The organism is Streptomyces sp. NPDC048182, assembly GCF_043202555.1.
Taxonomy (GTDB): domain Bacteria; phylum Actinomycetota; class Actinomycetes; order Streptomycetales; family Streptomycetaceae; genus Streptomyces.
The window spans coordinates 134,828-157,924 of the sequence record NZ_JBIDAQ010000016.1 but is presented as its reverse complement, the minus strand read 5'-3'; the positions used below and the strand labels follow the sequence as shown (position 1 = coordinate 157,924).

At 73.9% G+C, this 23,097-nt stretch carries 22 protein-coding genes; 8 read left to right on the top strand and 14 right to left on the bottom strand.

Annotated features, from left to right (window positions below):
• Positions 1 to 77: 77 nt before the first annotated feature.
• A complete protein-coding gene (locus ACGFZL_RS27320) occupies positions 78 to 1,580 on the bottom strand; it encodes a PLP-dependent aminotransferase family protein (RefSeq protein ID WP_393695604.1) in 1,503 nt (500 codons plus the stop codon).
• Positions 1,581 to 1,681: 101 nt separating this feature from the next.
• On the opposite strand from ACGFZL_RS27320, the gene ACGFZL_RS27315 reads away from it, so the two are divergent.
• The 4 genes from ACGFZL_RS27315 (at position 1,682) to ACGFZL_RS27300 (ending at position 5,178) form a co-directional block, all read left to right on the top strand.
• Positions 1,682 to 2,341, top strand: a complete 660-nt coding sequence (locus tag ACGFZL_RS27315) for a YitT family protein (protein ID WP_393695602.1) — start codon at positions 1,682 to 1,684, stop codon at positions 2,339 to 2,341.
• A complete protein-coding gene (locus ACGFZL_RS27310) occupies positions 2,338 to 3,123 on the top strand; it encodes a glycerophosphodiester phosphodiesterase (RefSeq protein WP_393695600.1) in 786 nt (261 codons plus the stop codon). The genes ACGFZL_RS27315 and ACGFZL_RS27310 overlap by 4 nt, the downstream gene beginning before the upstream one ends.
• Positions 3,124 to 3,162: 39 nt before the next feature.
• Positions 3,163 to 4,527, top strand: a complete 1,365-nt coding sequence (locus ACGFZL_RS27305; protein WP_393695597.1) for an MFS transporter — start codon at positions 3,163 to 3,165, stop codon at positions 4,525 to 4,527.
• A gap of 276 nt (positions 4,528 to 4,803) precedes the next feature.
• A complete protein-coding gene (locus ACGFZL_RS27300; RefSeq protein WP_003977404.1) occupies positions 4,804 to 5,178 on the top strand; it encodes an RNA polymerase-binding protein RbpA in 375 nt (124 codons plus the stop codon).
• A 104-nt stretch (positions 5,179 to 5,282) separates the two neighbouring features.
• On the opposite strand, the gene fxsA is transcribed toward ACGFZL_RS27300, so the two are convergent.
• From fxsA to ACGFZL_RS27280, 4 genes are all read right to left on the bottom strand, one after another.
• Positions 5,283 to 5,852, bottom strand: a complete 570-nt coding sequence (gene fxsA / locus ACGFZL_RS27295) for an FxsA family membrane protein (protein ID WP_393695595.1) — start codon at positions 5,850 to 5,852, stop codon at positions 5,283 to 5,285.
• A gap of 46 nt (positions 5,853 to 5,898) precedes the next feature.
• Positions 5,899 to 6,726: a polyprenol monophosphomannose synthase gene (locus tag ACGFZL_RS27290; RefSeq protein WP_355173089.1), complete on the bottom strand. Its 828-nt coding sequence runs from the start codon at positions 6,724 to 6,726 to the stop codon at positions 5,899 to 5,901.
• Between the two features lie 595 nt (positions 6,727 to 7,321).
• Positions 7,322 to 8,932, bottom strand: coding sequence for an amidohydrolase (locus ACGFZL_RS27285; RefSeq protein WP_393695593.1), 1,611 nt, complete (start codon positions 8,930 to 8,932; stop codon positions 7,322 to 7,324).
• 67 nt (positions 8,933 to 8,999) lie between these two features.
• A complete protein-coding gene (locus ACGFZL_RS27280; protein ID WP_355173086.1) occupies positions 9,000 to 9,440 on the bottom strand; it encodes an Lrp/AsnC family transcriptional regulator in 441 nt (146 codons plus the stop codon).
• Between the two features lie 241 nt (positions 9,441 to 9,681).
• On the opposite strand from ACGFZL_RS27280, the gene ACGFZL_RS27275 reads away from it, so the two are divergent.
• The gene (locus ACGFZL_RS27275; protein WP_393695591.1) at positions 9,682 to 10,116 is read left to right on the top strand and encodes a hypothetical protein; all 435 of its coding nucleotides are present in this window, start codon (positions 9,682 to 9,684) and stop codon (positions 10,114 to 10,116) included.
• A gap of 398 nt (positions 10,117 to 10,514) precedes the next feature.
• Here ACGFZL_RS27275 and ACGFZL_RS27270 read toward each other — a convergent pair whose 3' ends face one another.
• Positions 10,515 to 11,690: an acyl-CoA dehydrogenase family protein gene (locus ACGFZL_RS27270; protein WP_355173164.1), complete on the bottom strand. Its 1,176-nt coding sequence runs from the start codon at positions 11,688 to 11,690 to the stop codon at positions 10,515 to 10,517.
• 345 nt (positions 11,691 to 12,035) lie between these two features.
• On the opposite strand from ACGFZL_RS27270, the gene ACGFZL_RS27265 reads away from it, so the two are divergent.
• Complete coding sequence (locus ACGFZL_RS27265) at positions 12,036 to 13,262, top strand: glycoside hydrolase family 18 protein (protein WP_355173082.1); 1,227 nt, start codon at positions 12,036 to 12,038, stop codon at positions 13,260 to 13,262.
• Between the two features lie 71 nt (positions 13,263 to 13,333).
• On the opposite strand, the gene ACGFZL_RS27260 is transcribed toward ACGFZL_RS27265, so the two are convergent.
• The 3 genes from ACGFZL_RS27260 to ACGFZL_RS27250 all read right to left on the bottom strand — a co-directional run bounded on the left by ACGFZL_RS27260 (position 13,334) and on the right by ACGFZL_RS27250 (position 15,690).
• Entirely contained in the window at positions 13,334 to 14,005 is a 672-nt protein-coding gene (locus ACGFZL_RS27260) for a TetR/AcrR family transcriptional regulator (RefSeq protein WP_393695589.1), read from the bottom strand.
• A 54-nt stretch (positions 14,006 to 14,059) separates the two neighbouring features.
• The gene (locus ACGFZL_RS27255; protein ID WP_355173078.1) at positions 14,060 to 14,200 is read right to left on the bottom strand and encodes an SCO1431 family membrane protein; all 141 of its coding nucleotides are present in this window, start codon (positions 14,198 to 14,200) and stop codon (positions 14,060 to 14,062) included.
• Between the two features lie 119 nt (positions 14,201 to 14,319).
• Positions 14,320 to 15,690 carry a peptidase C39 family protein gene (locus ACGFZL_RS27250; RefSeq protein WP_393695586.1) on the bottom strand — a complete coding sequence of 457 codons (1,371 nt, stop codon included), beginning with the start codon at positions 15,688 to 15,690 and terminating at the stop codon, positions 14,320 to 14,322.
• 228 nt (positions 15,691 to 15,918) lie between these two features.
• On the opposite strand from ACGFZL_RS27250, the gene ACGFZL_RS27245 reads away from it, so the two are divergent.
• Together ACGFZL_RS27245 and ACGFZL_RS27240 are read left to right on the top strand one after the other, a co-directional pair.
• Complete coding sequence (locus tag ACGFZL_RS27245) at positions 15,919 to 16,548, top strand: uridine kinase (RefSeq protein WP_393695584.1); 630 nt, start codon at positions 15,919 to 15,921, stop codon at positions 16,546 to 16,548.
• A gap of 341 nt (positions 16,549 to 16,889) precedes the next feature.
• Positions 16,890 to 18,752, top strand: coding sequence for an AAA family ATPase (locus ACGFZL_RS27240; RefSeq protein WP_393695582.1), 1,863 nt, complete (start codon positions 16,890 to 16,892; stop codon positions 18,750 to 18,752).
• 31 nt (positions 18,753 to 18,783) lie between these two features.
• Here ACGFZL_RS27240 and ACGFZL_RS27235 read toward each other — a convergent pair whose 3' ends face one another.
• The 5 genes from ACGFZL_RS27235 to ACGFZL_RS27215 all read right to left on the bottom strand — a co-directional run bounded on the left by ACGFZL_RS27235 (position 18,784) and on the right by ACGFZL_RS27215 (position 23,088).
• A complete protein-coding gene (locus ACGFZL_RS27235; protein ID WP_393695580.1) occupies positions 18,784 to 19,872 on the bottom strand; it encodes a hemolysin family protein in 1,089 nt (362 codons plus the stop codon).
• Positions 19,869 to 21,203: a hemolysin family protein gene (locus ACGFZL_RS27230; RefSeq protein ID WP_393695578.1), complete on the bottom strand. Its 1,335-nt coding sequence runs from the start codon at positions 21,201 to 21,203 to the stop codon at positions 19,869 to 19,871. Before ACGFZL_RS27230 ends, ACGFZL_RS27235 begins: the two co-directional genes overlap by 4 nt.
• 233 nt (positions 21,204 to 21,436) lie before the next feature.
• Complete coding sequence (locus tag ACGFZL_RS27225; RefSeq protein ID WP_355173066.1) at positions 21,437 to 21,892, bottom strand: PH domain-containing protein; 456 nt, start codon at positions 21,890 to 21,892, stop codon at positions 21,437 to 21,439.
• A complete protein-coding gene (gene hisG, locus ACGFZL_RS27220) occupies positions 21,892 to 22,749 on the bottom strand; it encodes an ATP phosphoribosyltransferase (protein WP_355173064.1) in 858 nt (285 codons plus the stop codon). The genes ACGFZL_RS27225 and hisG overlap by 1 nt, the downstream gene beginning before the upstream one ends.
• A gap of 66 nt (positions 22,750 to 22,815) precedes the next feature.
• Entirely contained in the window at positions 22,816 to 23,088 is a 273-nt protein-coding gene (locus ACGFZL_RS27215; protein ID WP_355173062.1) for a phosphoribosyl-ATP diphosphatase, read from the bottom strand.
• Between the last annotated feature and the right edge of the window lie 9 nt (positions 23,089 to 23,097).

Genomic DNA, 23,097 nt, shown 5'->3' with positions numbered 1-23,097 from the left:
AGGGGCCTCGGCGGTCCGCCGGCGGCCGACTCCGGCACCGCCCACGCCCCGGCCCGCGGCGGAGCCGTCGGCCGGGGTCAGGCCACGAAGGCCGGCGGTGCCTCTCCGCCGCCGGTCAGGCCGCCCTCCCGGACCAGGCGGGCCGCCGCCGCCAGGCGGAGCGCCGCCTCGTCGGCCACCGCGCCACCGACGGTGAACGGCAGCCGGACGTACCCCTCGAAGGCGCCGTCGACGCCGAAGCGCGGGCCCGAGGGGACCCGGACGCCGAACCGCTCTCCCGCCTCGGCCAGCCGCGACCCGGAGAGCCCCCCGGTGCGCACCCACAGGGTGAGTCCGCCGCGCGGCACCGCGAACTCCCAGTCGGGCAGCTCCCGGCGAAGGGCAGCGACCATGGCGTCGCGGTTCTCCCGGGCCTGCTCGCGCCGCACGGCGACGGCCTGCTCCCAGCCGCCGGTGCCGAAGAGCCAGTTCACCGCCAGCTGCTCCAGGACCGGCGTGCCCAGGTCGGCGTAGGCGCGCGAGGCGACCAGGCTGCGGATGACGTCGGGCGCGGCGCGCACCCAGCCGATGCGCATCCCGGCCCAGAACGCCTTGCTGGCCGAGCCGACGGTGACGACGGTGGAGCCGGCCGGGTCGAAGGCGCAGACCGGGCGGGGCATCTCGACGTCCTCCTCCAGCCACAGCTCGGTCATCGTCTCGTCGGCGATCAGCACGGTCCCCGCCGACCGGGCGGCCTCGACCAGGCGCCGCCGCTGGTCCTCGTCGGCGAGCGCGCCGGTGGGGTTGTGGAAGTCGGCGACGACGTAGGCGAGGCGCGGGGCGGCCTCGCGCAGCACCTGCCGCCAGCGGTCCACCTCCCAGCCGCCGAGCCCGTCCGCCATGGCCACCGGCACCAGGCGCGCCCCCGCCTCGCGCATCAACTGGAGGATGTTGGCGTAGGACGGCGACTCCACGGCGATCCGCTCCCCGCGCCCCCCGAAGAGGTGGCAGAGGGCGTCCATCGCGCCCATCGCCCCCGTGGTGACCATGATCTGCTCGGGCATCGTCGGGATGCCGCGGGCGGTGTACCGCTCGGCGATCATCGCGCGCAGCGCGGGCAGCCCGGCCGGGTAGTCCCCGTGCGTGTGCGCGTAGGGCGGCAGTTCCTCCAAGGCGCCCTGCACCGCCCGGGTGAGCCACGGTTCGGGCGCGGGGAGCGAGGCGCAGCCCAGGTCGATCACCGAGCCGAGGGTCTCCGGCGGCAGGGGTTCCAGGCCGCGGGCCGGCAGCGGGTTGCCGGCCGGGACGGCGGTCCAGCTCCCGGCGCCGCGTCGGGACTCCAGGAAGCCCTCGGCGCGCAGCGCCTCGTAGGCGGCGGCGACGGTGGTGCGGCTGACGGTCAGGGCGAGGGCCAGCTCCCGCTCGGCGGGCAGCCGGGCGGCGGCGGGCACGCGGCCCTCCAGGACGAGCAGCCGGATGCCGTCGGCGAGCGCCCGGTAGGCGGGCGGCCGGCGGGTGCCGGGCCCCGCGGGGCGCTCCTGCTGGGAGCCGAGGAGACGGGCGAGCTGCGCGGCTCCGACCGCCGAGGTCCACTTCGCCATGGAAATCAGTCCACCTTCCCCGAATTGGCCATGGTTGGCGCCACTTCCCCCGCCACAGGGTGTCATGTGTCAGGCCACTCTCACCACTCAGGGGGTTTTCGATGGCCAACGTCGTGTCCAGTGTCATGACTCGTCGGCTGACCCAGCTCTACGGCGGCCTCGTGCTCTACGGCGGGAGCTCCGCCCTGCTGGTGCGCTCCGGCCTCGGTCTCGAACCCTGGAACGTGCTGCACCAGGGGATCGCCGGGCGCACCGGCCTGTCGATGGGCCTGGTGCTGACCCTGGTGGGCGCGGCGGTGCTGCTGCTGTGGATCCCGCTCCGACAGCGGCCCGGGCTCGGCACCGTCTCCAACGTGCTGGTGATCGGCGCCGCCATGGACGCGGCGCTGGCGCTCGTTCCTGACGCCCGGGGCGTGGTCCTGCGCGTCGCCCTGCTGGTGGCGGGCATCGTGCTGAACGGCGCGGCCACCGGCCTGTACATCGCCGCCCGGTTCGGCCCCGGTCCACGCGACGGCCTGATGACCGGCCTGCACGCGCGGACGGGGCTCTCGGTGCGCCTGGTGCGGACGGCCGTGGAGATCACGGTCGTCGCGACGGGCTTCGCCCTCGGCGGCACGGTCGGCGTCGGCACCCTGCTCTACGCGCTGTCCATCGGCCCGCTCGCCCAGGTCTTCCTGCGCCTGTTCGCCGTTCCCACGGCATCCGCCGGCAGCACGGTCGTCGCCGCCGGGCAGCCGCGGCGCGCGATACTGCCTCGGTGAGCACGCCGATACGCCACCCCTACCTCGACCATCCAGGACCGATCGCCTTCGCCCACCGGGGCGGGTCCGCGGACGGCCTGGAGAACACGGCACGGCAGTTCCGGCGGGCCGTCGCGGCGGGCTACCGGTACCTGGAGACCGACGTCCACGCCACCCGGGACGGCCGGCTCGTCGCCTTCCACGACGACACCCTGGACCGGGTGACCGACGGCGCGGGGCGGATCGCGGAGCTGCCCTGGGACGAGGTGCGCCACGCGCGCGTGGGCGGCGCGGAGCCGGTGCCGCTCTTCGAGGAGCTGCTCAGCACCCTCCCCGGGGCGCGCTGGAACATCGACGTGAAGGCGGAGGCGGCGCTCGCGCCCCTCCTGGAGCTCATCGAGCGGACGGCCGCCTGGGACCGGGTCTGCGTCGGCTCGTTCTCCGAGGGCCGCGTGGCGCGCGCCCGGCGCCTGGCCGGGCCGCGCCTGGCCACCTCGTACGGCACCCGCGGGGTGCTCGCGCTGCGGCTGCGCTCCTGGGGGCTGCCGGTCCTGCCGCTCCGCTCGGCGGTGGCGGCGCAGGTGCCCGAGAGCCACGCGGGCGTGCCGGTGGTGGACCGGCGGTTCGTGCGGGCCGCGCACGCGCGGGGTGTCGCGGTGCACGTGTGGACGGTCAACGATCCCGCCCGGATGCACCGGCTCCTGGACCTGGGCGTGGATGGCATCATGACCGATCACATCGACACACTGCGCGAGGTCATGGCGGACCGCGGCGTCTGGGCCCCGGGCGGCTCGGGAGCCTAGGAGACGCCCCCGGCGCGGTCACGGGGAGGCGAGGGCACCGTGGGCACCGACACCGTGCGGGCGGACGCGGCCGACGGGCCGGAAGACGCCGAGGGGGCCGCGGACAGGCGGCGGGAGCAGCGCGGCTGGTACTTCTACGACTGGGCCTGCTCGGTCTACTCCACCAGCGTCCTCACCGTCTTCCTGGGGCCCTACCTCACCTCGGTCGCCGAGTCGGCGGCGGACGCGGACGGCTTCGTGCACCCCCTGGGGATCCCAGTGCGGGCCGGCTCGTTCTTCGCGTACGCCGTGTCCCTGTCGGTGATCGTGGCCGTCCTCGCGATGCCCCTGGTGGGCGCGGCGGCGGACCGGACGGGCCGCAAGAAGCCGCTGCTCGCGGCGGCCGCGTACACCGGGGCGGCGGCCACCACCGCCATGTTCCTCCTGGGCGGCGACCGCTACCTGCTCGGCGGGGTGCTCCTGGTGGTCGCCAACGCCGCGCAGTCGGTGGCGATGATGCTCTACAACTCCTACCTCCCGCAGATCGCCCCGCCCGAGGAGCGCGACGCGGTCTCCTCGCGCGGCTGGGCCTTCGGCTACGCGGCCGGGTCGCTGGTGCTGATCGCCAACCTGGTCGTCTACACAGCGCACGACTCCTTCGGCCTCGGCGAGGGTGCCGCGGTGCGCATCTGCCTGGCGTCGGCGGGCCTGTGGTGGGGCGCCTTCGCGCTGATCCCGCTGCGGCGGCTGCGCGACCGCCGCGCCCCCGCGCGCGAGGCGGCCGTCCCCGGGTTCCGGCAGCTCGCCGCGACCGTCCGGGAACTGCGCCGCACCCCGCTCACCCTGGCATTCCTGCTGGCCTACCTGGTCTACAACGACGGCATCCAGACGGTGATCAGCCAGGCGTCGGTCTACGGCTCCGAGGAGCTGGACCTCGGCCAGTCCACTCTGATCGTGGCGGTGCTGCTCGTCCAGGTCCTCGCGGTGGCCGGCGCCCTGGGCATGGGCCGCCTCGCGCGGACGTACGGCGCGAAGCGCACGATCCTCGGGTCGCTGGCCGCCTGGACGGTGATCCTCGCGGCCGGGTACTTCCTGCCGGCCGGCGCCCCGGCCTGGTTCTTCGTGCTCGCCGCCGGCATCGGCCTGGTGCTCGGCGGCAGCCAGGCGCTGTCCCGCTCCCTGTTCTCGCACCTCGTCCCGGCCGGCAAGGAGGCCGAGTACTTCTCGGCGTACGAGCTGAGCGACCGGGGCATGAGCTGGCTCGGGCCGCTGCTGTTCGGGCTCACCTACCAGCTGACCGGCAGCTACCGCGACGCGATCCTCTCGCTGGTGCTGTTCTTCGTCCTCGGCTTCGCCCTGCTCGCCCGGGTGCCGGTGCGCCGGGCCGTCGAGGACGCGGGCAACGCCGCGCCTGGAAGGATTTAGCACTCAGCGCGAAAGGGCGGTAGTGTACGCGTTTGGCCTGCCAGGCGTACCGTTACTGCGCGTCAAAGGTGCCGAATCGCTATGTCACTTCTGGTTTCGGAGGTGACAAACCGGACGTCGGCGGGTACTGCACTGGTTGCAAGGCTGCGGCTGCGACGGCGACGCAGGGCCGGATCGAGAGACGGATCGGGAATCTTCACCGCCGCCCGGACGTTGACCGGATGACGACGACAGCGACACCTGTCCTGTGGGCGACAAGCCCGGGAGGCACGATTCATGAGTGAGCGAGCTCTTCGCGGCACGCGCCTCGTGGTGACCAGCTACGAGACGGACCGCGGTATCGACCTGGCGCCCCGCCAGGCCGTGGAGTACGCGTGCGAGAAGGGGCATCGGTTCGAGATGCCCTTCTCGGTCGAGGCGGAGATCCCGCCGGAGTGGGAGTGCAAGGTCTGCGGGGCCCAGGCACTCCTGGTCGACGGCGACGGGCCTGAGGAGAAGAAGGCCAAGCCCGCGCGCACGCACTGGGACATGCTGATGGAGCGGCGCACCCGCGAGGAACTCGAAGAGGTCCTCGAGGAGCGGCTGGCCGTTCTGCGCTCCGGCGCGATGAACATCGCCGTTCATCCGCGGGACAGCCGTAAAAGCGCGTAGCGCGACGCCTTAAGGCGGCGCGAGAGAAGACCGCGGGTGCGGCACACGAGAGATCGTGTGCCGCACCCGCGGTCTTTCGCGCGCTGTGAGCCGGAGCGAGCCGGTCAGCGGGTCAGCGGCGGTCGGGGGTCCCGCGGGTTGTCCGCCGGGTCCTCGCGGACGACCTCGCCCTGCACGACCTTGCCGTCCGGGCGGTGCATGCGGGCGTGCCGGTAGGCGTCGCCGAGGGTGCCGGGGCGGGCCTCGCGCAGCCTGCGGTCCACCTGGCGCTCCGTGCCGCGGCGCACGGCCCGCTGGACCGGGGGCAGCAGCAGGAGCAGGCCCAGGGCGTCCGAGACGAGGCCCGGGAGGATGAGGAGCAGGCCGGCCAGCATGGTCAGGCCGTTGCCCTCTTCCCGGCGGGACTCGGGCGGCGCGCCCGCCTGCTGCTCGCGCAGCGCCTCGGTCAGGTTGCGGAAGGCGCGGCGCCCGGCCCGCTTGATGACCACGGAGCCGAGGACGACGCCCGCCACCAGGAGCAGGAAGACCACGAGGCCGCTCGTCGCCCCGGCGACCAGGGTGAGCAGCCAGATCTCCAGCACGAGCCAGGCGGCCACACCCAGCGGCAGGAAGGTGCGCAGCCGGGAGCGCGCCGGCCGGGCGGAGGGCCTGGGGGGTTGGGTGCCTGTGCTCATGCCTCCAGTGTGCCCGGTCCCGGCTCAGGGCGGCGTAAGAGGATGATCAGGCGCCGCTGTCCGGCGTCCGCGGCGCGGGGCCGCCGGACCGGCCGCGGCCGGTCACCTTGCCGACCCGCTCCCGCACGCCCCAGGTGGTGACCCGCCACAGGGCCTCCACCAGGATGTCCTTGCTCATCTTGGAGTCGCCCAGCTCGCGCTCGACGAAGGTGATGGGCACCTCGACGACGTGGTAGCCGGCCTTGACCGCCCGGCGGGCGAGGTCGACCTGGAAGCAGTAGCCCTGCGAGGCGACCTCCGCCAGGCCGAGGCCCTCCAGGGTCTCGCGGCGGAAGGCGCGGTAGCCGCCGGTGATGTCGCGCAGCGGCAGGTCGAGGGCGAGACGGGAGTAGAGGCTGCCGCCGCGGGAGATGAACTCGCGGGACTTCGGCCAGTTCACCACCCGGCCGCCGGGCACCCAGCGGGAGCCGAGCACCAGGTCGGCGCCCTTCAGGGCGGTGAGCAGCCGGGGCAGCTCCTCGGGCTGGTGGGAGCCGTCGGCGTCCATCTCGACCAGGACGCCGTAGTCGCGCTCCAGGCCCCACTGGAAGCCCGCGAGGTAGGCGGCGCCCAGGCCCTCCTTGCCCTTGCGGTGTAGGACGTGGACCTGGTCGTCGGTGGCGGCGAGTTCGTCGGCGAGCTTGCCGGTGCCGTCGGGGCTGTTGTCGTCGGCCACGAGGACGTGTGCCTCGGGGACCGCCGCGCGCACCCGCCCGACGATCGCCGTGATGTTCTCCGCCTCGTTGTAGGTCGGGATGATCACCAAGGCCGTGCCCAGGGGTCCGAACTGTCTCCCCCGGCCCGCTGCCGCGGGCGTCCCTTCGCCGTCGTTCACCGCTGCCCCTTCAATGTCCGTACGCGCAGATCCGTACGCAGAGGACCACCATAGTGGCCCCCGCCTGCGCGGCTGCGACAGGACGGTCCTCAGAGGGGTGTCGTGGGGGTGGCGGACGGGTACGGATGACCGTTTCGGGCAGCCGCGCGGCGGATGGGGGCCCGGCGCCCTTCGGGCCGGCCTGGGACCCGCTGGCTGCGGATCGCCCGAGAGCCGTTGTCTACTGAGCGCCCGGGCCCCACCCGGGGTCGCACCTCCCGACCGGCCGGAACGTTCCCTCGTCGCGACGCGAGCGCTGCGCCTGGCTCCCAGTGACGGCTCCCCGGTGCGGGGCCCCGACCCTGACCCAGCGGCGCCGCGGCGAGTGCGCGGAGGTTCCCCGGTCGGGCGTCCGGTGGTGGACCCGGCCGAACCTACCGGCCCGCTGCCATCGCCTGTCAACAGCCGCCCCACCTGCGCCTTCCGCGTCAATGCCCAGGTCAGCGCGGCGGCGGGGCGAGGGCTCCGGGGCCGAAGATCATCGCCCCGACGGCGGAGGGGATCACTCGCCCGGCCCTACGCGGCCGTTCCCTACGAGTCCCTACGAGGCCGTTCCCTACGAGGTCGCCCCCGCGAAGACGGTCCGGCCGCCCACCACGGTGCGCAGGCACACCGGCAGGTCGCGGCCCGGCGAGAGGTCGGGCAGGCCGGGCGTGCCGGAGCGCGGGTCGGTGGACCAGCGGGCCACCCGGTCGTCGGGGGCCTGCACCACCAGCTCGTCGGTGCGCCACACGGCGTAGTCCGCGGGCGCGCCCGGGACCAGCACGCCGGCGTCGTCGCGTCCCACGGCCCGCCAGCCGCCGCGGGTGTGGGCGGTGAAGGCGGCGCGGACGGAGACGCGGTGCTCCGGGGTGCGGTGGAAGGCGGCAGCCCGGACGGTGGCCCACGGGCCGAGCGGGGTGACCGGGCTGTCGGAGCCGAAGGCGAGCGGGACGCCGGCCCGCAGCAGGGCCGCGAACGGGTTGAGCGTGCGGGCGCGCTCGGCGCCGAGCCGTTCGGCGTACATGCCCTCCTCGCCGCCCCACAGCGCGTCGAAGACCGGCTGCACGGAGGCGGTCAGGCCGAGTTCCGCGAAGGCGGCGACGGTCTCGGGGGTGAGCATCTCGGCGTGTTCGACCCGGTGCCGGGCGGCGCGGACCCGGGCGAGGCCGAGCTTCTCGGCGGCGGCGCGCACGCCCTCCACGACGGAGGTCACGGCGGCGTCGCCGATGGCGTGGAAGCCCGCCTGGAGGCCGGCCTCGGTGCAGGCGACGACGTGGGCGGCGACGGCGGCGGCGTCCAGGTAGGCGGTGCCGGTGTGGGCGGCGTCGGCGTAGGGCTCGTGCAGGCAGGCGGTGTGCGAGCCGAGGGCGCCGTCCACGAAGAGGTCGCCGGCCGCGCCGACGGCACCCAGCTCGCGGGCCTTGTCGACGTCCTGCTCGGCCCAGTAGCCCAGCACGCGCGGGCCGGCCTCCTCGGCGGCGAGGCGGAGCAGGCCGGTGAGGTCGGCCTCGCTGGAGATCTCCGGGCCTGCGCATTCGTGAACGGTGCCGATGCCGAGGGAGGCGGCGTGCACGAGGGCGGCGCGCTGGGCCTCGGCGCGCTGGGCGGCGCCGAGGGCGCCCAGGGCGGTGGCGCGCACGGCGTGGTGGGCGCCGGCGGTGAGGGGGCCGTCGTCACGGCCGCTCACGGCGCCGGCGGGGGCCAGGTCGAGCAGGGCGGTGGTGACGACCGCCGAGTGCACGTCGATACGGCTCAGGTAGAGGGGCTGGCCGCCGGTGGCCGCGTCCAGTTCGGCGCGGCTCGGAGGCCGCCGGTCGGGCCAGCGGGCGGCGTCCCAGCCGTGGCCCAGCAGGACCCGGTCGGCCGGGCGGGCGGCGGCGAAGTCGCGGACCAGGGCGAGGGCGGCCTCGCGGGTGGGGGCGCCGGACAGGTCGAGGCCGGTGAGGGCGAGGCCGGTGGAGGTGGTGTGCACGTGTGCGTCGGTGAACGCCGGGGTCACCAGGGCGCCGTCCAGGTCGACCACCTCGTCCACGCCGTCCGCGAAGGCGTCCGCGGCGCCCTCGGAGCCGACCCAGGCGACGCGGCCGTGCTCGACGACCATGGCCGTCGCGAAGGGGTCGGCGGGACTGTGGACCTCGCCGCGGCGCAGCAGGACGGTCGGGGACGGGGCGGTGCTCTCGCTCATGGGCACCAGTCTCGCCCCTCGCGCCGGCCGCGCCGCACGCAGGTGGGAGGGGCGGCCCCGCGCGGCGTCAGATCCGGGGCGGCCGGGACTCGTACGGCGTGGAGAGGACGACGGTGGTGCGGGTGGAGACGCCGGCCAGGGAGCGCAGCCGGGCGAGGAGTTCCTCCAGCTCGTGCGGGGTGGAGACGCGCACCTTGAGGATGTAGTTCTCGTCGCCCGCCACGCTGTGGCAGGCCTCGATCTCCGGGACGCCGGCGAGGCGGTCGGCGATGTCGTCGGGGGCGCTGGGGTCGAAGGGTTTGACCGAGATGAACGCCGTCATCGGCAGCCCGACCGCCTCCGGGTCGACCACCGCGGCGTACCCGCGGATGACGCCACGCTGCTCGAGCCGTCGCACCCGCTGGTGCACGGCGGACGTGGACAGGCCCGTGGCCTTGCCCAGGTCCGTGTAGCTCATCCGCCCGTCCTTGACGAGCAGCTGCACGATCTGTCGGTCCAGCTCCTCCATGGCGCAAGAACCTACAGTGCGCCTGACCTCCTCGGATACCTGTTCCGGGCAGGTCATGCCCGGTTCGTGATGTGACGGGCCGTCGGCGCGCGCCGGGGGTCGGCCACACCGTGTGACGAACGCCACACCCCGCGACGGGGGTCCGTGATGCCGCCGTGATTACCCAGGGGGGCGCGGGGGAAGTGCTTGCTGTGGCCGGGACCGCACTGCCGTCCCCGCCCAGCCCGAGGGGGAGAATCCCATGCAGAGTCTTAAGCGCCCTGGTCGTACCGCACCCAAGCGGCAGCAGCCGGTCGTCGAGCCCGTTCCGGAGGGCGTCGAACCCGACGCCTTCGAGGACGAGGAGTACGACGCCTACGACACCTTCGAGATGTACCGGGTGATCTGCCCGGACTGCGCGCAGTCCATCGCCCTGCTGGCGGACGAGGACGTCCTGCCCGAGCACGCGCTGTGCGCCTCGCCGTGGAACCCGTTCGGCCTCACGGTCTGCACGGGCACCGGCCGCCCGGCCGCCGAGGCCCGTCCGGCGGACGAGTCCTTCCAGGCGCACGAGCAGGACACCGCCCTGCTCCTCACGCTGCCCCTGGGCCTCGACTGGCGCACGCAGCCCTTCTCCCACGTCGGCGGCCCGGGCTCGCGCCCGATGCGCATGCCGGAGATGCGGCGCGCCGCCTGAGCCGCACCCCCGGAGCCCGGGGGCACCGCTCGACCCTCGTCACCGCAGACGCCGCAGACCGAGCGCACCACGGCCCGCAGACCGCCGTGATGCGCCCGGCCGTGCCCCGGACGGGTCGGCGGGGCGGCATGAACGCACGCCCGATTCCGTACGCCGGTGACCCGAGCCCGTCCCGTGGCGTTGCCCGGGCATGACCCAGACGTACTCGGCGGGCAGACACGGGCGCCGCGTGTTCGTCCCGGCGCCCGCCGGTCCCGTCCCGCCGGTCCCGCAGGCCCCGGACCCGCCGATCTACCGCGAGCTGATGCGGAGCTGGGCCGACCACGGGCGCACCCTGCCCGGGCGCCACGACCCGGAGTGGGTCAGGCTCGTGACGCCCCCGCGCGGCCTCGCGGACTTCAGCGCGTCTCCTCCGGTCCGGCGAGGTGACGGGCGATGACCATGCGCTGGATCTGGTTGGTGCCCTCGACGATCTGGAGCACCTTGGCCTCGCGCATGTACCGCTCGGCGGGGAAGTCGGCGGTGTAGCCGTAGCCGCCGAGCACCTGCACGGCGTCGGTGGTGACGCGCATGGCCGCGTCGGTGCAGTGCAGCTTGGCCATGGCGGCCTGCTTGGCGAAGGGCCGGCCCGCGTCGCGCAGCCGGGCCGCCGACAGGTACAGGGCGCGGCCAGCCTCGATCTGGGTGGCCATGTCGGCGAGCAGGAAGCGCAGGCCCTGGAAGTCGGCGAGGGGCTTGCCGAACTGCCGGCGCTCGCGTGCGTAGGCCACCGCCTCGTCCAGCGCGGCCTGGGCCACGCCGATGGCGCAGGCGGCGATGCCGAGCCGGCCGGAGTCGAGCGCGGACAGGGCGATCGCGAAGCCCTGGCCCTCCTCGCCGAGCCGCCGGGCGTCGCTCACCCGGACGCCGTCGAGGTGCACCTGGGCCGTGGGCGAGCCCTTGAGCCCCATCTTCTTCTCCGGCGCCGCGGCGCTCAGTCCCTCGGCGTCCCCGGGCACGAGGAAGGCGGTGATGCCGCGCGGGCCCTCGCCGCCGGTGCGGGCCATGACGGTGTAGAAGTCGGCGATGCCGCCGTGGGTGATCCACGCCTTGGTGCCGGTGAGCACCCAGCCGTCGCCGTCGCGCACCGCCTTGGTGCGCAGCGAGGCGGCGTCGGAGCCCGAGGCGGGCTCGGACAGGCAGTAGGCGCCGAGCAGGCCGCCGCCGAGCATGGCGGGCAGGTGCTCGACGCGCTGCTCCTTGGTGCCGTACGCGGCGAGGGCGTAGGAGGCGAGGGTGTGCACGCTGACGCCGAGGCCGACGGTGAGCCGGGCCGCGGCCAGCTCCTCCAGGACCTGAAGGTAGACCTCGTAGGGCTGCTCGCCGCCGCCGTGGTCGGCGTCGTAGGGCAGGCCGAGCAGGCCGGAGGTGGAGAGCAGGGTGAAGACCTCGCGGGGGAAGCGTCCGGCGTCCTCCTCCGCGGCGGCGTCCGGGGCGATCTCGCGCTGGGCGATCTCGCGGACGAGCGAGATCAGGTCCCGGGACTCGTCCGTGGGCAGTTGCCGGTCCACCGGCTGCGGGGCGCGGTCGGGCATGGCGACGCTCTCCTCCCTGTCGGGCACGTCGGCGGGCATGCGCCCTGGGTGGAGGCGGCTCCGCCGGGTCGATCGTCCTGGCCGATGCTCGCACTCCCGGGTCGCGGAAGCAGCTGACCAGCGGCTGTGCGCTGTGAGTATGCCCGATCGGAGGCATGCCGTCACCGGTTAACGACCGCTCACTTCGACAATGGCGCGAAGCCGTTACCGAGGGCCGCCGGAGGCCGAATTGGTACGCACCATTGACCGCACTGGTCTAGTCCTCCTACCGTGACGGACCGAACGCCTTACCGCGTTCATGCCAATCGGCACGCGTTTCCCTCTTCCCCCACGAGGAGACACCGGATGCACGTCCCGCACCTCCCCCGCCTCCTGGCCGCCCTCTGCTCCGCCGCCCTCGGCGCGGGCCTGCTCGCCGGGGCAGGCCCGGCCGGCGCCGCCCCGCAGGCGCCCGCCGGGCAGCAGGCGGCCGGCTCCAAGGTCGTCGGCTACTTCACCGAATGGGGCACCTACGACCGCAAGTACTACGTCAAGAACATCGAGACCTCGGGCTCCGCCGCGAAGCTGACCCACATCAACTACTCCTTCGGCAACGTCACCGGCGGCAAGTGCGCCATGGGCGACGCCTACGCGGCCACCGACCGGGCCTACACGGCCGCCGAGTCGGTCGACGGCGTCGCGGACGCCTGGGACGCCCCGCTGCGCGGCAACTTCAACCAGCTGCGCAAGCTGAAGAAGAAGCACCCGAACCTCAAGATCCTCTGGTCCTTCGGCGGCTGGACCTGGTCCGGCGGCTTCGGCCAGGCCGCGCAGAACCCGGCGGCCTTCGCGCAGTCCTGCTACGACCTGGTCGAGAACTCCAAGTGGGCCGACGTCTTCGACGGCATCGACATCGACTGGGAGTACCCGAACGCCTGCGGCCTGAGCTGCGACACCAGCGGCCGGGACGCCTACCGCAAGCTGCTGGCGGCGCTGCGCGCCAAGTTCGGCACCAAGAACCTGGTCACCTCGGCCATCACCGCCGACGCCACGGCCGGCGGCAAGATCGAGGCGGCGGACTACGCGGGCGCGGCCCAGTACGTCGACTGGTACAACCCGATGACGTACGACTTCTTCGGCGCCTGGGACGCCAAGGGCCCGACCGCCCCGCACTCGCCGCTGACCTCCTACGCCGGCATCCCGAAGGCGGACTTCCACACCTCGGCGACGATCGCGAAGCTCAAGGGCCTCGGCATCCCCGCCTCCAAGCTGCTGCTCGGCATCGGCTTCTACGGGCGCGGCTGGACCGGCGTCACCCAGGCGGCGCCGGGCGGCACGGCGACCGGGCCGGCGAAGGGGACGTACGAGGACGGCATCGAGGACTACAAGGTGCTGAAGACCAGTTGCCCGGCGACGGGCACGGTGGGCGGCACCGCGTACGCCAAGTGCGGCAGCAACTGGTGGAGTTACGACACCCCGGCGACCATCGGCACCAAGATGACGTACAAGAACCAGCAGGGTCTGGGCGGCACGTTCTTCTGGGAGCTGAGCGGGGACACCGCGAACGGGGAGCTGATCAAGGCGATCAAGTGAGCCCGGAACGGCAGTAGTCGGGGGCGGGGACCGGTCGGCGGTCCCCGCCCCTCGTCGTCACGTCGGTCGCGTCAGCCGTCGCGGCGAGCGGGGGCCGGGGCCGGGTGGGAGGGGTCCAGCTCCTCGATGGCGCGCAGGGTGCCGCCGAGGGTCTTCACCAGCAGCTCGCGCATGGTGGCCCGGGGCAGTTCGGGGCAGCCGATCCAGTGCAGGGTGACGCCCTCGACGCCGCACACCCAGGACAGCAGGCCCATCCGGGCCTCGGCGCCGATGTCGGAGCGGCCGTAGGCGCCCTCGGCGATGGTGGCGACGATCGCCTCGCGCACGCCGTCGCGGATCGCGTGCACCTCGGCGTCGAAACCGACGCCGCCGTTGACGATCGTGCGGTAGGCGGCCTGGTTCTGCTCGGCGTAGCGCAGGTAGCCGTCGACGGTGCGCCGGACGCGGTCCTTCTGCGGCTGGTCCGTGCCGCTCGCCGCCTTGGTGACCAGGTCGGCGACCGAGTCCTCGACGATGGCCAGGTAATAGCCGCGCTTCGAGGTGAAGTAGTAGTAGATCAGCCCCTTGGCGACGTGCGCCTGGCGCGCGATGTCGTCCATGGAGAGCGCGTCGTAGGAGGTGTCGGCGAACAACCGGCGCCCGATGGCGATGAGTTCGGCGCGGCGGGCCAGCGAGCGCTCGGTGCCGCGGGCCCGGGGACGGGTGTCGGCATCATGGGGGGCACGCTGGGGGCTGATAGTCACGGTCGACCCTGGATCTCTGCGAGCTGCGGGACTTCCGCAGTATGGCAGGCCGGGTCAGAGCAGGCCGAGCTGGACGACCAGCATGGCGATCACCACGACGAGGGTCCAGCCCATGACGTGCTCGACGACGGCCGGGCCGTCGTCCTGGGGGCCGCCGGTGCGGGCGCGGGCGGCGGTGGCGGTGTGTGCGGTCATGCATCCCACTTTGCCAGCATGTGCCGCGGTTGCGGCGGTGTGGTTGGTCACAGGGGACGGCCCCCTGGTCACAGCGAACGGCCCCCGCGGAGCGGGGGCCGTTCCGTCGGAGGTGCGCCTCAGCGCACACCCACCGCCGCCAGGGCCAGCCGCTGGCGCGGGGTGGGATGGGCCGGGAAGTACAGGTAGCAGACGCCGCCGGTGCCGGAGACGACCGCGCCACTGGCGTTGTAGCGCTTGGTGCGCAGCCAGATGTTCTCCCACTCGCGCCGCTTGTAGACCCGGCGCACCGCCGCGTCGCTGGGCGAGGCCGGGTCGTTGGCGATCACGTCGCCGTCGGCGGTGAAGCCGATCACCGTCATCAGGTGGCCCGAGGTGCCGTAGCCGGCCCCGGTCAGCTCCGTGGCCAGGAAGGACTGGGACGTTATGGCCGGGATGCCGGCCGCGACCAGCCGTTCCAGGTCGGTCAGGGAGGTGAGCCGGGTGACCACGCCCTGGAGGTCCTTGTAGGTGGCCGCGTAGGCGGCGTTGAAGGGCCAGTTGCCGCAGCCGGAGTACTGCCAGTCGTAGGTGGAGCGGGCCGCGTAGCAGACCTGCGGGTCGGCGAAGGACGGGTCCACCCAGGCCAGTTGCTCCTTGCTCAGCCGGCCGCCCCAGTACTCGATGATCATCTGCGAGGAGGTCGGGCTGCACCACGCCTCGCCGCCGTTGTCGTACTCCGGGTACTGGCCCTTGTGGATCTCCTGGGAGTAGCGCGGGACGCGCAGCTCCTGGGCGAGCCCCGGGGTGGAGGCCGGGACGGTGAAGCGGTCGGGGATGTCGGAGCCCATCGCGCCGAGCCGCCAGACGGTGGGGGTGAGGCGGGTGCCGGGGCGGCGGTAGAGGGTGAGCCGGAGCCGGTAGGAGACGAGGCGGAGCCCGGAGGCGGCGTCGTCGATGGCGAAGGTGTCGGTCCAGATGCTGCTCTTGCCGTCGCTCTGGTCGTCCACGGAGGTGCGCCGGATGTCCGCCTCGCCGGAGGCCCAGCGGCCCATCACGTACCAGGGCGTGGCGGTGCCGTCGGAGTAGGTGCCGGTCAGCTCGACCTGGATCCAGGTGCCGGCCGGGGTGTGCGCGTTCCAGGAGGCGATGACCTCGGTGGCGGGGACGGCGAGCCGGTGGACGGGCGAGGTCCAGGTCGCGTACTGCCAGGCCGCGGTCCGCCCGGTGTGCGGGTCGGTGTAGTCGGCGGTGCCCGCCGGGGCGCCGATCGCCACGCCGGGGCGGAGGCCGGGCACGGGGTGGGCGCCCCGGGCGCTGCCCGCGCGCCAGTCCTGGTACGTGGTCCAGGCGCGGTAGTCGATCCGGCGGGCGGGGGCCCGGTCGGCGTCCGCGCCCCGCCCCGCGGCGGGCTCGGCCTCGGCGGTGGCCGGGATCGCGGCGCCGGTCACGGCCGCGGCGACGGCGGCGGCCAGGACGGTTCGGCGGGACGGCGGTTCGGGTCTGCTCATGGGCGGGTGACCCCCAGGTGTCCGAGTCGGTCGGTCCGTGGCACGCTTCCGCTGCACGGTCGTGCGCCCACTATGGCCTCGGCCGCCCGCTCCTGCCAGCACTTCTTCGCACGCCACGCCCGCCAATATTGGTGTCGACCAGTGGCGGTCCGGACCGGGGCGGACCGACGGGCGCGATTAGAGTGCGGGGTGATCGCTCCCCGCCCCGCTTCCCGTTCAGGAACCCCCGTGCACGACCTCGCCGCCGCCCTCCGCCGCCTCCCGCCGTCCTGCGGCCCCGTGCGCCTGGTCGGCGTCGACGGGCACGCCGGGTCGGGGAAGTCGACGTTCGCCGGGCGGCTGGCCGGGGCGCTTGGCGGCGCGCCGGTGCTGCACCTCGACGATCTGGCCAGCCACGACGCGCTGTTCGGCTGGACCGGCCGGCTCCACGCCCAGGTCGTGGAGCCGCTCGGGCGGGGCGGGACGGCGCACTACGCCCCCTACGACTGGCGGACCCGGCGCTTCGGACTGCCGCGCCCGCTCGCGCCCGCCCCGGTGGTCCTGGTCGAGGGCGTCGGCGCCGGGCGCCGCGCGCTGCGGCCGTACCTGGCCCGGCTGCTGTGGATGGACCTGCCGGCCGAGGAGGCGTGGGCGCGGGGGCGGGCGCGCGACGGCGCCGGGCAGCGCGACTTCTGGAACGGCTGGATCCCCGCCGAGCGCCGGCACTTCGCCGACGACCCCTCGCGCCCCTCCGCACATCTGCTGGTACGGCAGAGCGGGCCGGGACGGGAGGGGTACGAGCTGCTGCCGGGGCCCGCGGGTGCCGACCCGGAGGGCATTTCGTTCACGCTCGGTGACGACCCCTCGGCAATGTGCTGACCCGGTGAAGATCCCTTTTTGACCGGCGTTCGAAGTGCCTCAACTTGGCTTGACCGGGGGGTCGTCCAGGTCTTACGTTCTCAATGAGCGGCCGTTCGCGGTCGCCGGCAGACGCGAAGCCCCCGGTTGTTCCCCCGTGATCGGGGGCTTCGTTCTGTCTTGAAGCGGCATTCGCCCGGATTTCGGCCCGCAGCGCGGGCCCGGCCGATCACATTCGGTCACCGCCCCGCGTCCCCGTCATGGCGTCATCCGCCCTTGTCGGCACCCTTCGGGGGGAAGACCCCCGCGGGTACGATGCCCTGCGAAGGTTGCCGACGGGGGCGTGGTTCGTGGGGGGACGGATGGACTTCGGCGGTGAGGGCCGGCGGGCCCCGGCCGACCTCGCCTGGCTGCGCGGCGTGGACGCGTACACGATGGGCGCGTACCCGCAGGCCGAGGAGGAGTTCCGGGCCGCCGTGCGGATCGACCCCGCGATGGCCGACGCCTGGCTCGGACTGCACGCGCTGCGCGTGGACACGACCAACGCGCTGCTGCGCATGTTCCGGCACCGCGAGCGCTTCGGCGAGCAGCGCACCCGCCATCGCCGCACGCTCAACTCCTGGTACTGGCTGGGCTGGTGGGTGCAACCGGTCCTGGAGAGCCCGCGCGACCTGCTGCTCGCGCACGCCTCGCACTGGCTGGACGGCCGCCATGTCCCCGAGTTGGACCGGGCGTTGGCCGGGCTGCCTCCGGTGGACGCCGACCGGCAGGTCCGCTTCCTGCACGCCTGCCGGGCCTATCTGGTCAAGGACTGGGAGCAGTTGGTGCGGCACACCGACCCGCTGCTCGGGGATCCGCTGCTCGGCATCGAGGCGGGCCTGTTCAGCGGCATGGCCCGGGTCAGGCTGGAGATGTTCGGGCAGGCCGAGCCGCTCCTCTCGACGGCCCTGATGCGGTGCCGCAGCGAGCAGCCGCAGCGCAAGGAGCTGCGCTACTGGCTGGCCCGGGCGCACGAGGGCACCGGGCGCAGCGCCGCGGCGATGCCCCTGTACCGGGCGGTGCACCGGGCCGACCCCGCCTTCATGGACACCTCCGCCCGGCTCGCGGCCATCGCCGAGGGCGACGGCTACGACGGCGACACCGACCTGGCCGGGCTGTGGCCGGCCGGGCTGGTGGCGGACGGCGTGGAAGGGCCCGACGGGCTCGACCCGCTCTTCGGCACCGAGGAGCGCGACCTGAAGCTGTCCGAGCCGGAACCGGCGCCGGCCGCCCCGGCCACGCTGTCCGGGCCGCCGGTGCGGGAGCGAGCCGACGGCCCGGACCCGGCGCCGCCCACCGGCCCCACCGACCCCGCCCTGCTGGCCCAGGCACTCGCCGAGCTGGAGCGCATGGTGGGCCTGGAGCCGGTGAAGCGCCAGGTCAAGGCGTTGTCGGCGCAGCTCAACATGGCGCGGCTGCGGGCCGGGCAGGGCCTGCCGGTGCAGCCGCCAAAACGTCACTTCGTCTTCTCAGGACCCTCCGGCACCGGCAAGACCACGGTGGCCCGCATCCTGGGCCGGGTCTTCTACGCCCTCGGCCTGCTCGGCGGCGACCATCTCGTGGAGGCTCAGCGGGCCGACCTGGTCGGCGAGTACCTGGGGCAGACCGCCGTGAAGGCCAACGAGCTGATCGACTCCGCGCTCGGCGGCGTCCTCTTCGTGGACGAGGCGTACGCGCTGTCCAACGCCGGTTACGGCAAGGGCGACGCGTACGGCGACGAGGCGCTGCAGGTGCTGCTGAAGCGGGCCGAGGACAACCGGGACCACCTGGTGGTGATCCTGGCCGGCTACCCCGAGGGCATGGACCGCCTGCTCGCCGCCAACCCCGGCCTCTCCTCCCGCTTCACCACCCGCGTGGACTTCCCGTCCTACCGCCCCCTGGAGCTGACCGCGATCGGCGAGGTCCTGGCCGCCGAGAACGGCGACGGGTGGGACGCCGAGGCGCTGGACGAGCTGCGCTCGATCGCCGGGCACGTGGTGGGCCAGGGCTGGATCGACGAGCTGGGCAACGGCCGCTTCCTGCGCACCCTGTACGAGAAGAGCTGCGCCTACCGGGATCTGCGCCTGTCCGGCTACCCCGGCGAGCTGACCCGCGACGACCTGGCCACCCTGCGCCTGCCGGACCTGATGCAGGCGTACGGCGAGGTGCTCTCGGGCCGGGGGCCGCAGGACCCACCGGGGGTGTGACGCCCCCGGCGGGTCCGTGACGGACCGGCCGTCAGGTCGCCATGGCCTGCTCCGGGGAGCCCGTGGTGCGCGGGCGCGGGGCCGCCGCGTCCGGAACCTCCCGGTGCGCCGGGTCGCGGACCTCGCCGACCAGCAGCTCCAGGGCGTCCTCCAGGGCGACCAGGCCGAGCACCCGGCCCGCCGGGTCGGCGACCTGGGCCAGGTGGGTGGCCGCGCGGCGCATCACCGTCAGGGCGTCGTCCAGCGGGAGTTCGGCCCGCAGCGTCGTCATCGGGCGCCAGTGGCGCTGCGGGACGGCGCGGTCGGAGTGCTCCAGGTCGAGGACGTCCTTGACGTGCACGTACCCCATGAACGGCCCCTGGTCGCTCGCGGCGACCGGGAAGCGGGAGTAGCCGGTGCGGGCGGTCAGCTCGACGATCTCGCCGGGGGTGACCGAGGGGGTCACGGTGACCAGCGACTCGCGGCGCAGCAGGACGTCGGTGACCGGGCGGGAGCCCAGCTCCAGGGCGTCCTCCAGCCGCTCGCGCTCCTCGGGGTCGAGCAGGCCGGCCTGGCCGGAGTCCTCCAGGAGGCGGTTGAGCTGCTCGCTGGTGACGACCGCCTCGACCTCGTCCTTGGGCTCGACGCGGAAAAGCCGCAGGATGCCCTGCGCGCAGGCGCCGAGCGCGACGGTGATCGGCCGGCACAGCCGGGCGAACCAGACCAGGCCGGGGCTGAGCCACAGGGCCGCCTTCTCGGGCGCGGCCATGGCGAGGTTCTTCGGGACCATCTCGCCGATCACGAGGTGGCAGAAGACGACGGCGGCCAGGGCGATGACGTACCCGAGGGGGTGGATCACGCCGTGTGGGAGGTGGATCGCCTCGAACAGCGGCTCCAGCAGGCGGGCCACGGTCGGCTCGGCGACCGCGCCGAGGGTCAGGGAGCAGACGGTGATGCCGAACTGGGCGGCGGCCATCATCTGCGGCAGCCGCTCCAGGCCGTACAGCACCTGGCGGGCCCGCGCGGTGCCGAGCGGCTCGATCTGGCTGCGCCGGACCGAGACGAGGGCGAACTCGGCGCCGACGAAGAAGCCGTTGGCGAGCACGAGGAGCGCGGCGAAGAGGAGCTGGACGACGCTCATCGGGCGGCCTCCATCACGTTCACGGCGCGCTCGGTGCGGACCAGGCGGACCCGTTCGGCGCGGTAGTGGCTGACTCGGCGCACCGAGAGCCGCCAGCCGGGCAGCTCGGTGCGGTCGCCGGGGGCCGGGATCCGGCCGAGCAGGTCGGCGACGAGGCCGGCGACCGTCTCGTACGGGCCCTCGGGTGCCTCAAGGCCGATGCGGCGCAGGACGTCCACCCGGCAGCTGCCGTCGACGTCCCAGGCGGAGCGGCCGTCCTCGGGCGGCGCGGGGGCCACCTCGGGGGTGTCCTTGGCGTCGTGCTCGTCGCGGACCTCGCCGACCAGCTCCTCGACGATGTCCTCAAGGGTGACCACGCCGGCCGTGCCGCCGTACTCGTCGACGACTACGGCGATGGGCTGCTCGCTGCGCAGCCGGGCCAGAAGCGGCTGGACGGGCAGGGACTCGGGGACGAGCAGGGCCCGGCGGGCGATCCGGCCGACCGGGGTGTGCAGCCGGTCGTGCACGGGGACCGCGAGGGCGTCCTTGAGGTGGGCCATGCCGACGATCTCGTCGATCTTGTCCCGGTAGACCGGGAAGCGGGACAGTCCGGTGGCCCGGGTGAGGTTGACGACGTCCTCGGCGGTGGCCGAGGACTGGAGCGCGCTGACCTTCACGCGGGGCGTCATGACGTGCTGCGCGGTCAGGTCGCCGAGGGAGAGGGTGCGCACGAACAGGTCGGCGGTGTCCTGCTCCAGGGCGCCGGCCTGCGCGGAGTGCCGGGCCAGGGAGACCAGTTCGCCGGGGGTGCGGGCGGAGGCCAGCTCGTCGGCGGGCTCGACGCCGAGGGCGCGGACCAGTCGGTTGGCGACCGTGTTCAGGGCGGCGATCACCGGCCGGAACAGGCGGGCGAAGCGGTGCTGGGGGCCGGCGACGAAGCGGGCGACCTGGAGCGGCTTGGACACCGCCCAGTTCTTCGGCACGAGTTCGCCGATGACCATCTGGATCGCGGAGGCCAGCAGCATGCCGACGACCACGGCGACGCCGGGCACGGCGCCCTCGGGCAGGCCGATCGCGGCGAACGGGCCGTGCAGCAGCGCGGCCAGTGCCGGTTCGGCGAGCATGCCGACGACCAGGGAGGTGATGGTGATGCCGAGCTGGGTGCCGGAGAGCTGGAAGGAGAGTTCCTTCAGCGACTCCACGACCCGGCCGGCGCGCCGGTCGCCGGCGGCGGCGGCCTGCTCGGCCTCGGGCCGCTCGACGGTCACCAGGCCGAACTCGGCGGCGACGAAGAAGCCGTTGGCGAGGATGAGCAGGAAGGCGGCTGCCAGGAGCAGCAGGGGGGTGGTCATGATGCCGCCGCCTGGGCTCGATGTCGGCCGGGGGCGGCGCAGGTACTACAGGACGATCCGTCCATCGCTGGAGGGAGTCACTCCTCGGGTCGCAGGAACCCCCGCGCACCGGGCGGTGCGGCAGGGGCGGGGACGCGAGGGCCGCGTCCCGGGGTATCCAGATTAGTCGGGAACGGGCCCTTACCGGCAGGGCCGACGGCTGTGATCCGTCACCGGGGGGCCGTGGGGATCCCTCACCGGGGTCCCGAGCGGGCCTCGACCAGCGCCCGCAGGGCACGCGCGTCGGCGATGGCGTGCTCCCGGGCGATGCCCGGCTGGATGCCGAGCGCGGGGAGGCTGGTGCCGTCGCTGAGGTCGAGGTAGACCCAGGGGTCGCCGGAGCGCAGGTTCACCCGGAGGATCTCCGGCCACTCCAGGCGGCGGCTGGTGGTGAGGTTGACGACGGTGACGCCGGCCTCGTCGGCGACGACCTTGGGCCGGGACAGCACCAGGAGGACGCCGGCCAGCAGGACGGCGGTCAGCACGAAGCTGGCCCGCTCCCCCGGGCCGAGCCCCTTGAGCAGCATCCCGACCGCCGTGATGGTCACCAGGGCGCCCACGGCCAGGGTGAGCAGGACGGCCCGGGTGCGGCCGGGGCGGAAGGTCACGGGAAGGGCGGCCGGCCCCTGGTCCGACGCGGTGTCCGGCATCAGAGGCGGCAGGCGTGGATGGCCGTGGTCAGGATGGCGCGGGCGCCGATGTCGTACAGGTCGTCCATGATGCGCTGGGCCTCCTTGGACGGCACCATGGCGCGGACCGCGACCCAGCCCTCGTTGTGCAGCGGGGAGACGGTCGGGGACTCCAGGCCCGGGGTGAGCGCGACGGCCTTCTCCAGCTGCTCCACCCGGCAGTCGTAGTCCATCATCACGTAGGTCCGGGCCACCAGGACGCCCTGGAGGCGGCGCAGGAACTGCTGCACCTTGGGCTCGGTGGTCTCGTCGGGCTCGGCCCCGGTGCGGCGGATCACCACCGCCTCGGACTTCATGATCGGCTCGCCGAAGACCTCCAGGCCGGCGTTGCGCAGCGAGGTGCCGGTCTCCACGACGTCGGCGATGACCTCGGCGACGCCCAGCTCGATGGCGGTCTCCACGGCGCCGTCCAGGTGCACGACCGAGGCGTCGACGCCGTGGTCCGCGAGGTGGGCGGCGACGATGCCCTCGTAGGAGGTGGCGACGGTCTTGCCGGCCAGGTCGGTGACGCCGGTGGCGGTGCCGGGCTTGCCGGCGTAGCGGAAGGTGGAGCGGGCGAAGCCGAGGGGGAGGATCTCCTCGGCCTTCGCGCCGGAGTCCTTCAGCAGGTCGCGGCCGGTGATGCCGATGTCCAGCATGCCGGAGGAGACGTAGATGGCGATGTCGCGGGGGCGGAGGTAGAAGAACTCCACCTCGTTCTCCGGGTCGACGATGCGCAGTTCCTTGGCCTCGCGGCGCTGCTGGTAGCCGGCCTCATGCAGCATCTCCCCCGCGGGGCCTGACAGGGAACCCTTGTTGGGGACGGCGATGCGCAGCATGAGGTCGGCTTCCTTTGTTCTCAACGGGATGGCTCTGAACGGGGGGTGGGGAGAGCGGCGTGCGGCTCAGAGATGGGCGTAGACGTCGTCCAGCGAGATGCCGCGGGCGACCATCATCACCTGGACGTGGTAGAGCAGCTGCGAGATCTCCTCGGCTGCCGCGTCCTTGCCCTCGTACTCGGCGGCCATCCAGACCTCGGCGGCCTCCTCGACGACCTTCTTGCCGATGGCATGGACGCCCTTGCCGACCAGCTCGGCGGTGCGGGAGGTGGCGGGGTCGCCGGTGGCGGCCTTGTGCTGGAGCTCGCTGAACAGCTCTTCGAAGGTCTTCTTGGACATGGTGCCGCC

Excerpts from the sequence above, each read along its gene's own strand:
- ACGFZL_RS27320 (WP_393695604.1), bottom strand. The coding sequence starts at position 1,580 with ATGGCGAAGTGGACCTCGGCGGTCGGAGCCGCGCAGCTCGCCCGTCTC.
- ACGFZL_RS27315 (WP_393695602.1), top strand. The coding sequence starts at position 1,682 with ATGGCCAACGTCGTGTCCAGTGTCATGACTCGTCGGCTGACCCAGCTC.
- ACGFZL_RS27300 (WP_003977404.1), top strand. The coding sequence starts at position 4,804 with ATGAGTGAGCGAGCTCTTCGCGGCACGCGCCTCGTGGTGACCAGCTAC.
- fxsA (WP_393695595.1), bottom strand. The coding sequence starts at position 5,852 with ATGAGCACAGGCACCCAACCCCCCAGGCCCTCCGCCCGGCCGGCGCGC.
- ACGFZL_RS27285 (WP_393695593.1), bottom strand. The coding sequence starts at position 8,932 with ATGAGCGAGAGCACCGCCCCGTCCCCGACCGTCCTGCTGCGCCGCGGC.
- ACGFZL_RS27280 (WP_355173086.1), bottom strand. The coding sequence starts at position 9,440 with ATGGAGGAGCTGGACCGACAGATCGTGCAGCTGCTCGTCAAGGACGGG.
- ACGFZL_RS27275 (WP_393695591.1), top strand. The coding sequence starts at position 9,682 with ATGCAGAGTCTTAAGCGCCCTGGTCGTACCGCACCCAAGCGGCAGCAG.
- ACGFZL_RS27270 (WP_355173164.1), bottom strand. The coding sequence starts at position 11,690 with ATGCCCGACCGCGCCCCGCAGCCGGTGGACCGGCAACTGCCCACGGAC.
- ACGFZL_RS27265 (WP_355173082.1), top strand. The coding sequence starts at position 12,036 with ATGCACGTCCCGCACCTCCCCCGCCTCCTGGCCGCCCTCTGCTCCGCC.
- ACGFZL_RS27255 (WP_355173078.1), bottom strand. The coding sequence starts at position 14,200 with ATGACCGCACACACCGCCACCGCCGCCCGCGCCCGCACCGGCGGCCCC.
- ACGFZL_RS27250 (WP_393695586.1), bottom strand. The coding sequence starts at position 15,690 with ATGAGCAGACCCGAACCGCCGTCCCGCCGAACCGTCCTGGCCGCCGCC.
- ACGFZL_RS27240 (WP_393695582.1), top strand. The coding sequence starts at position 16,890 with ATGGACTTCGGCGGTGAGGGCCGGCGGGCCCCGGCCGACCTCGCCTGG.
- ACGFZL_RS27235 (WP_393695580.1), bottom strand. The coding sequence starts at position 19,872 with ATGAGCGTCGTCCAGCTCCTCTTCGCCGCGCTCCTCGTGCTCGCCAAC.
- ACGFZL_RS27230 (WP_393695578.1), bottom strand. The coding sequence starts at position 21,203 with ATGACCACCCCCCTGCTGCTCCTGGCAGCCGCCTTCCTGCTCATCCTC.
- ACGFZL_RS27225 (WP_355173066.1), bottom strand. The coding sequence starts at position 21,892 with ATGCCGGACACCGCGTCGGACCAGGGGCCGGCCGCCCTTCCCGTGACC.
- hisG (WP_355173064.1), bottom strand. The coding sequence starts at position 22,749 with ATGCTGCGCATCGCCGTCCCCAACAAGGGTTCCCTGTCAGGCCCCGCG.
- ACGFZL_RS27215 (WP_355173062.1), bottom strand. The coding sequence starts at position 23,088 with ATGTCCAAGAAGACCTTCGAAGAGCTGTTCAGCGAGCTCCAGCACAAG.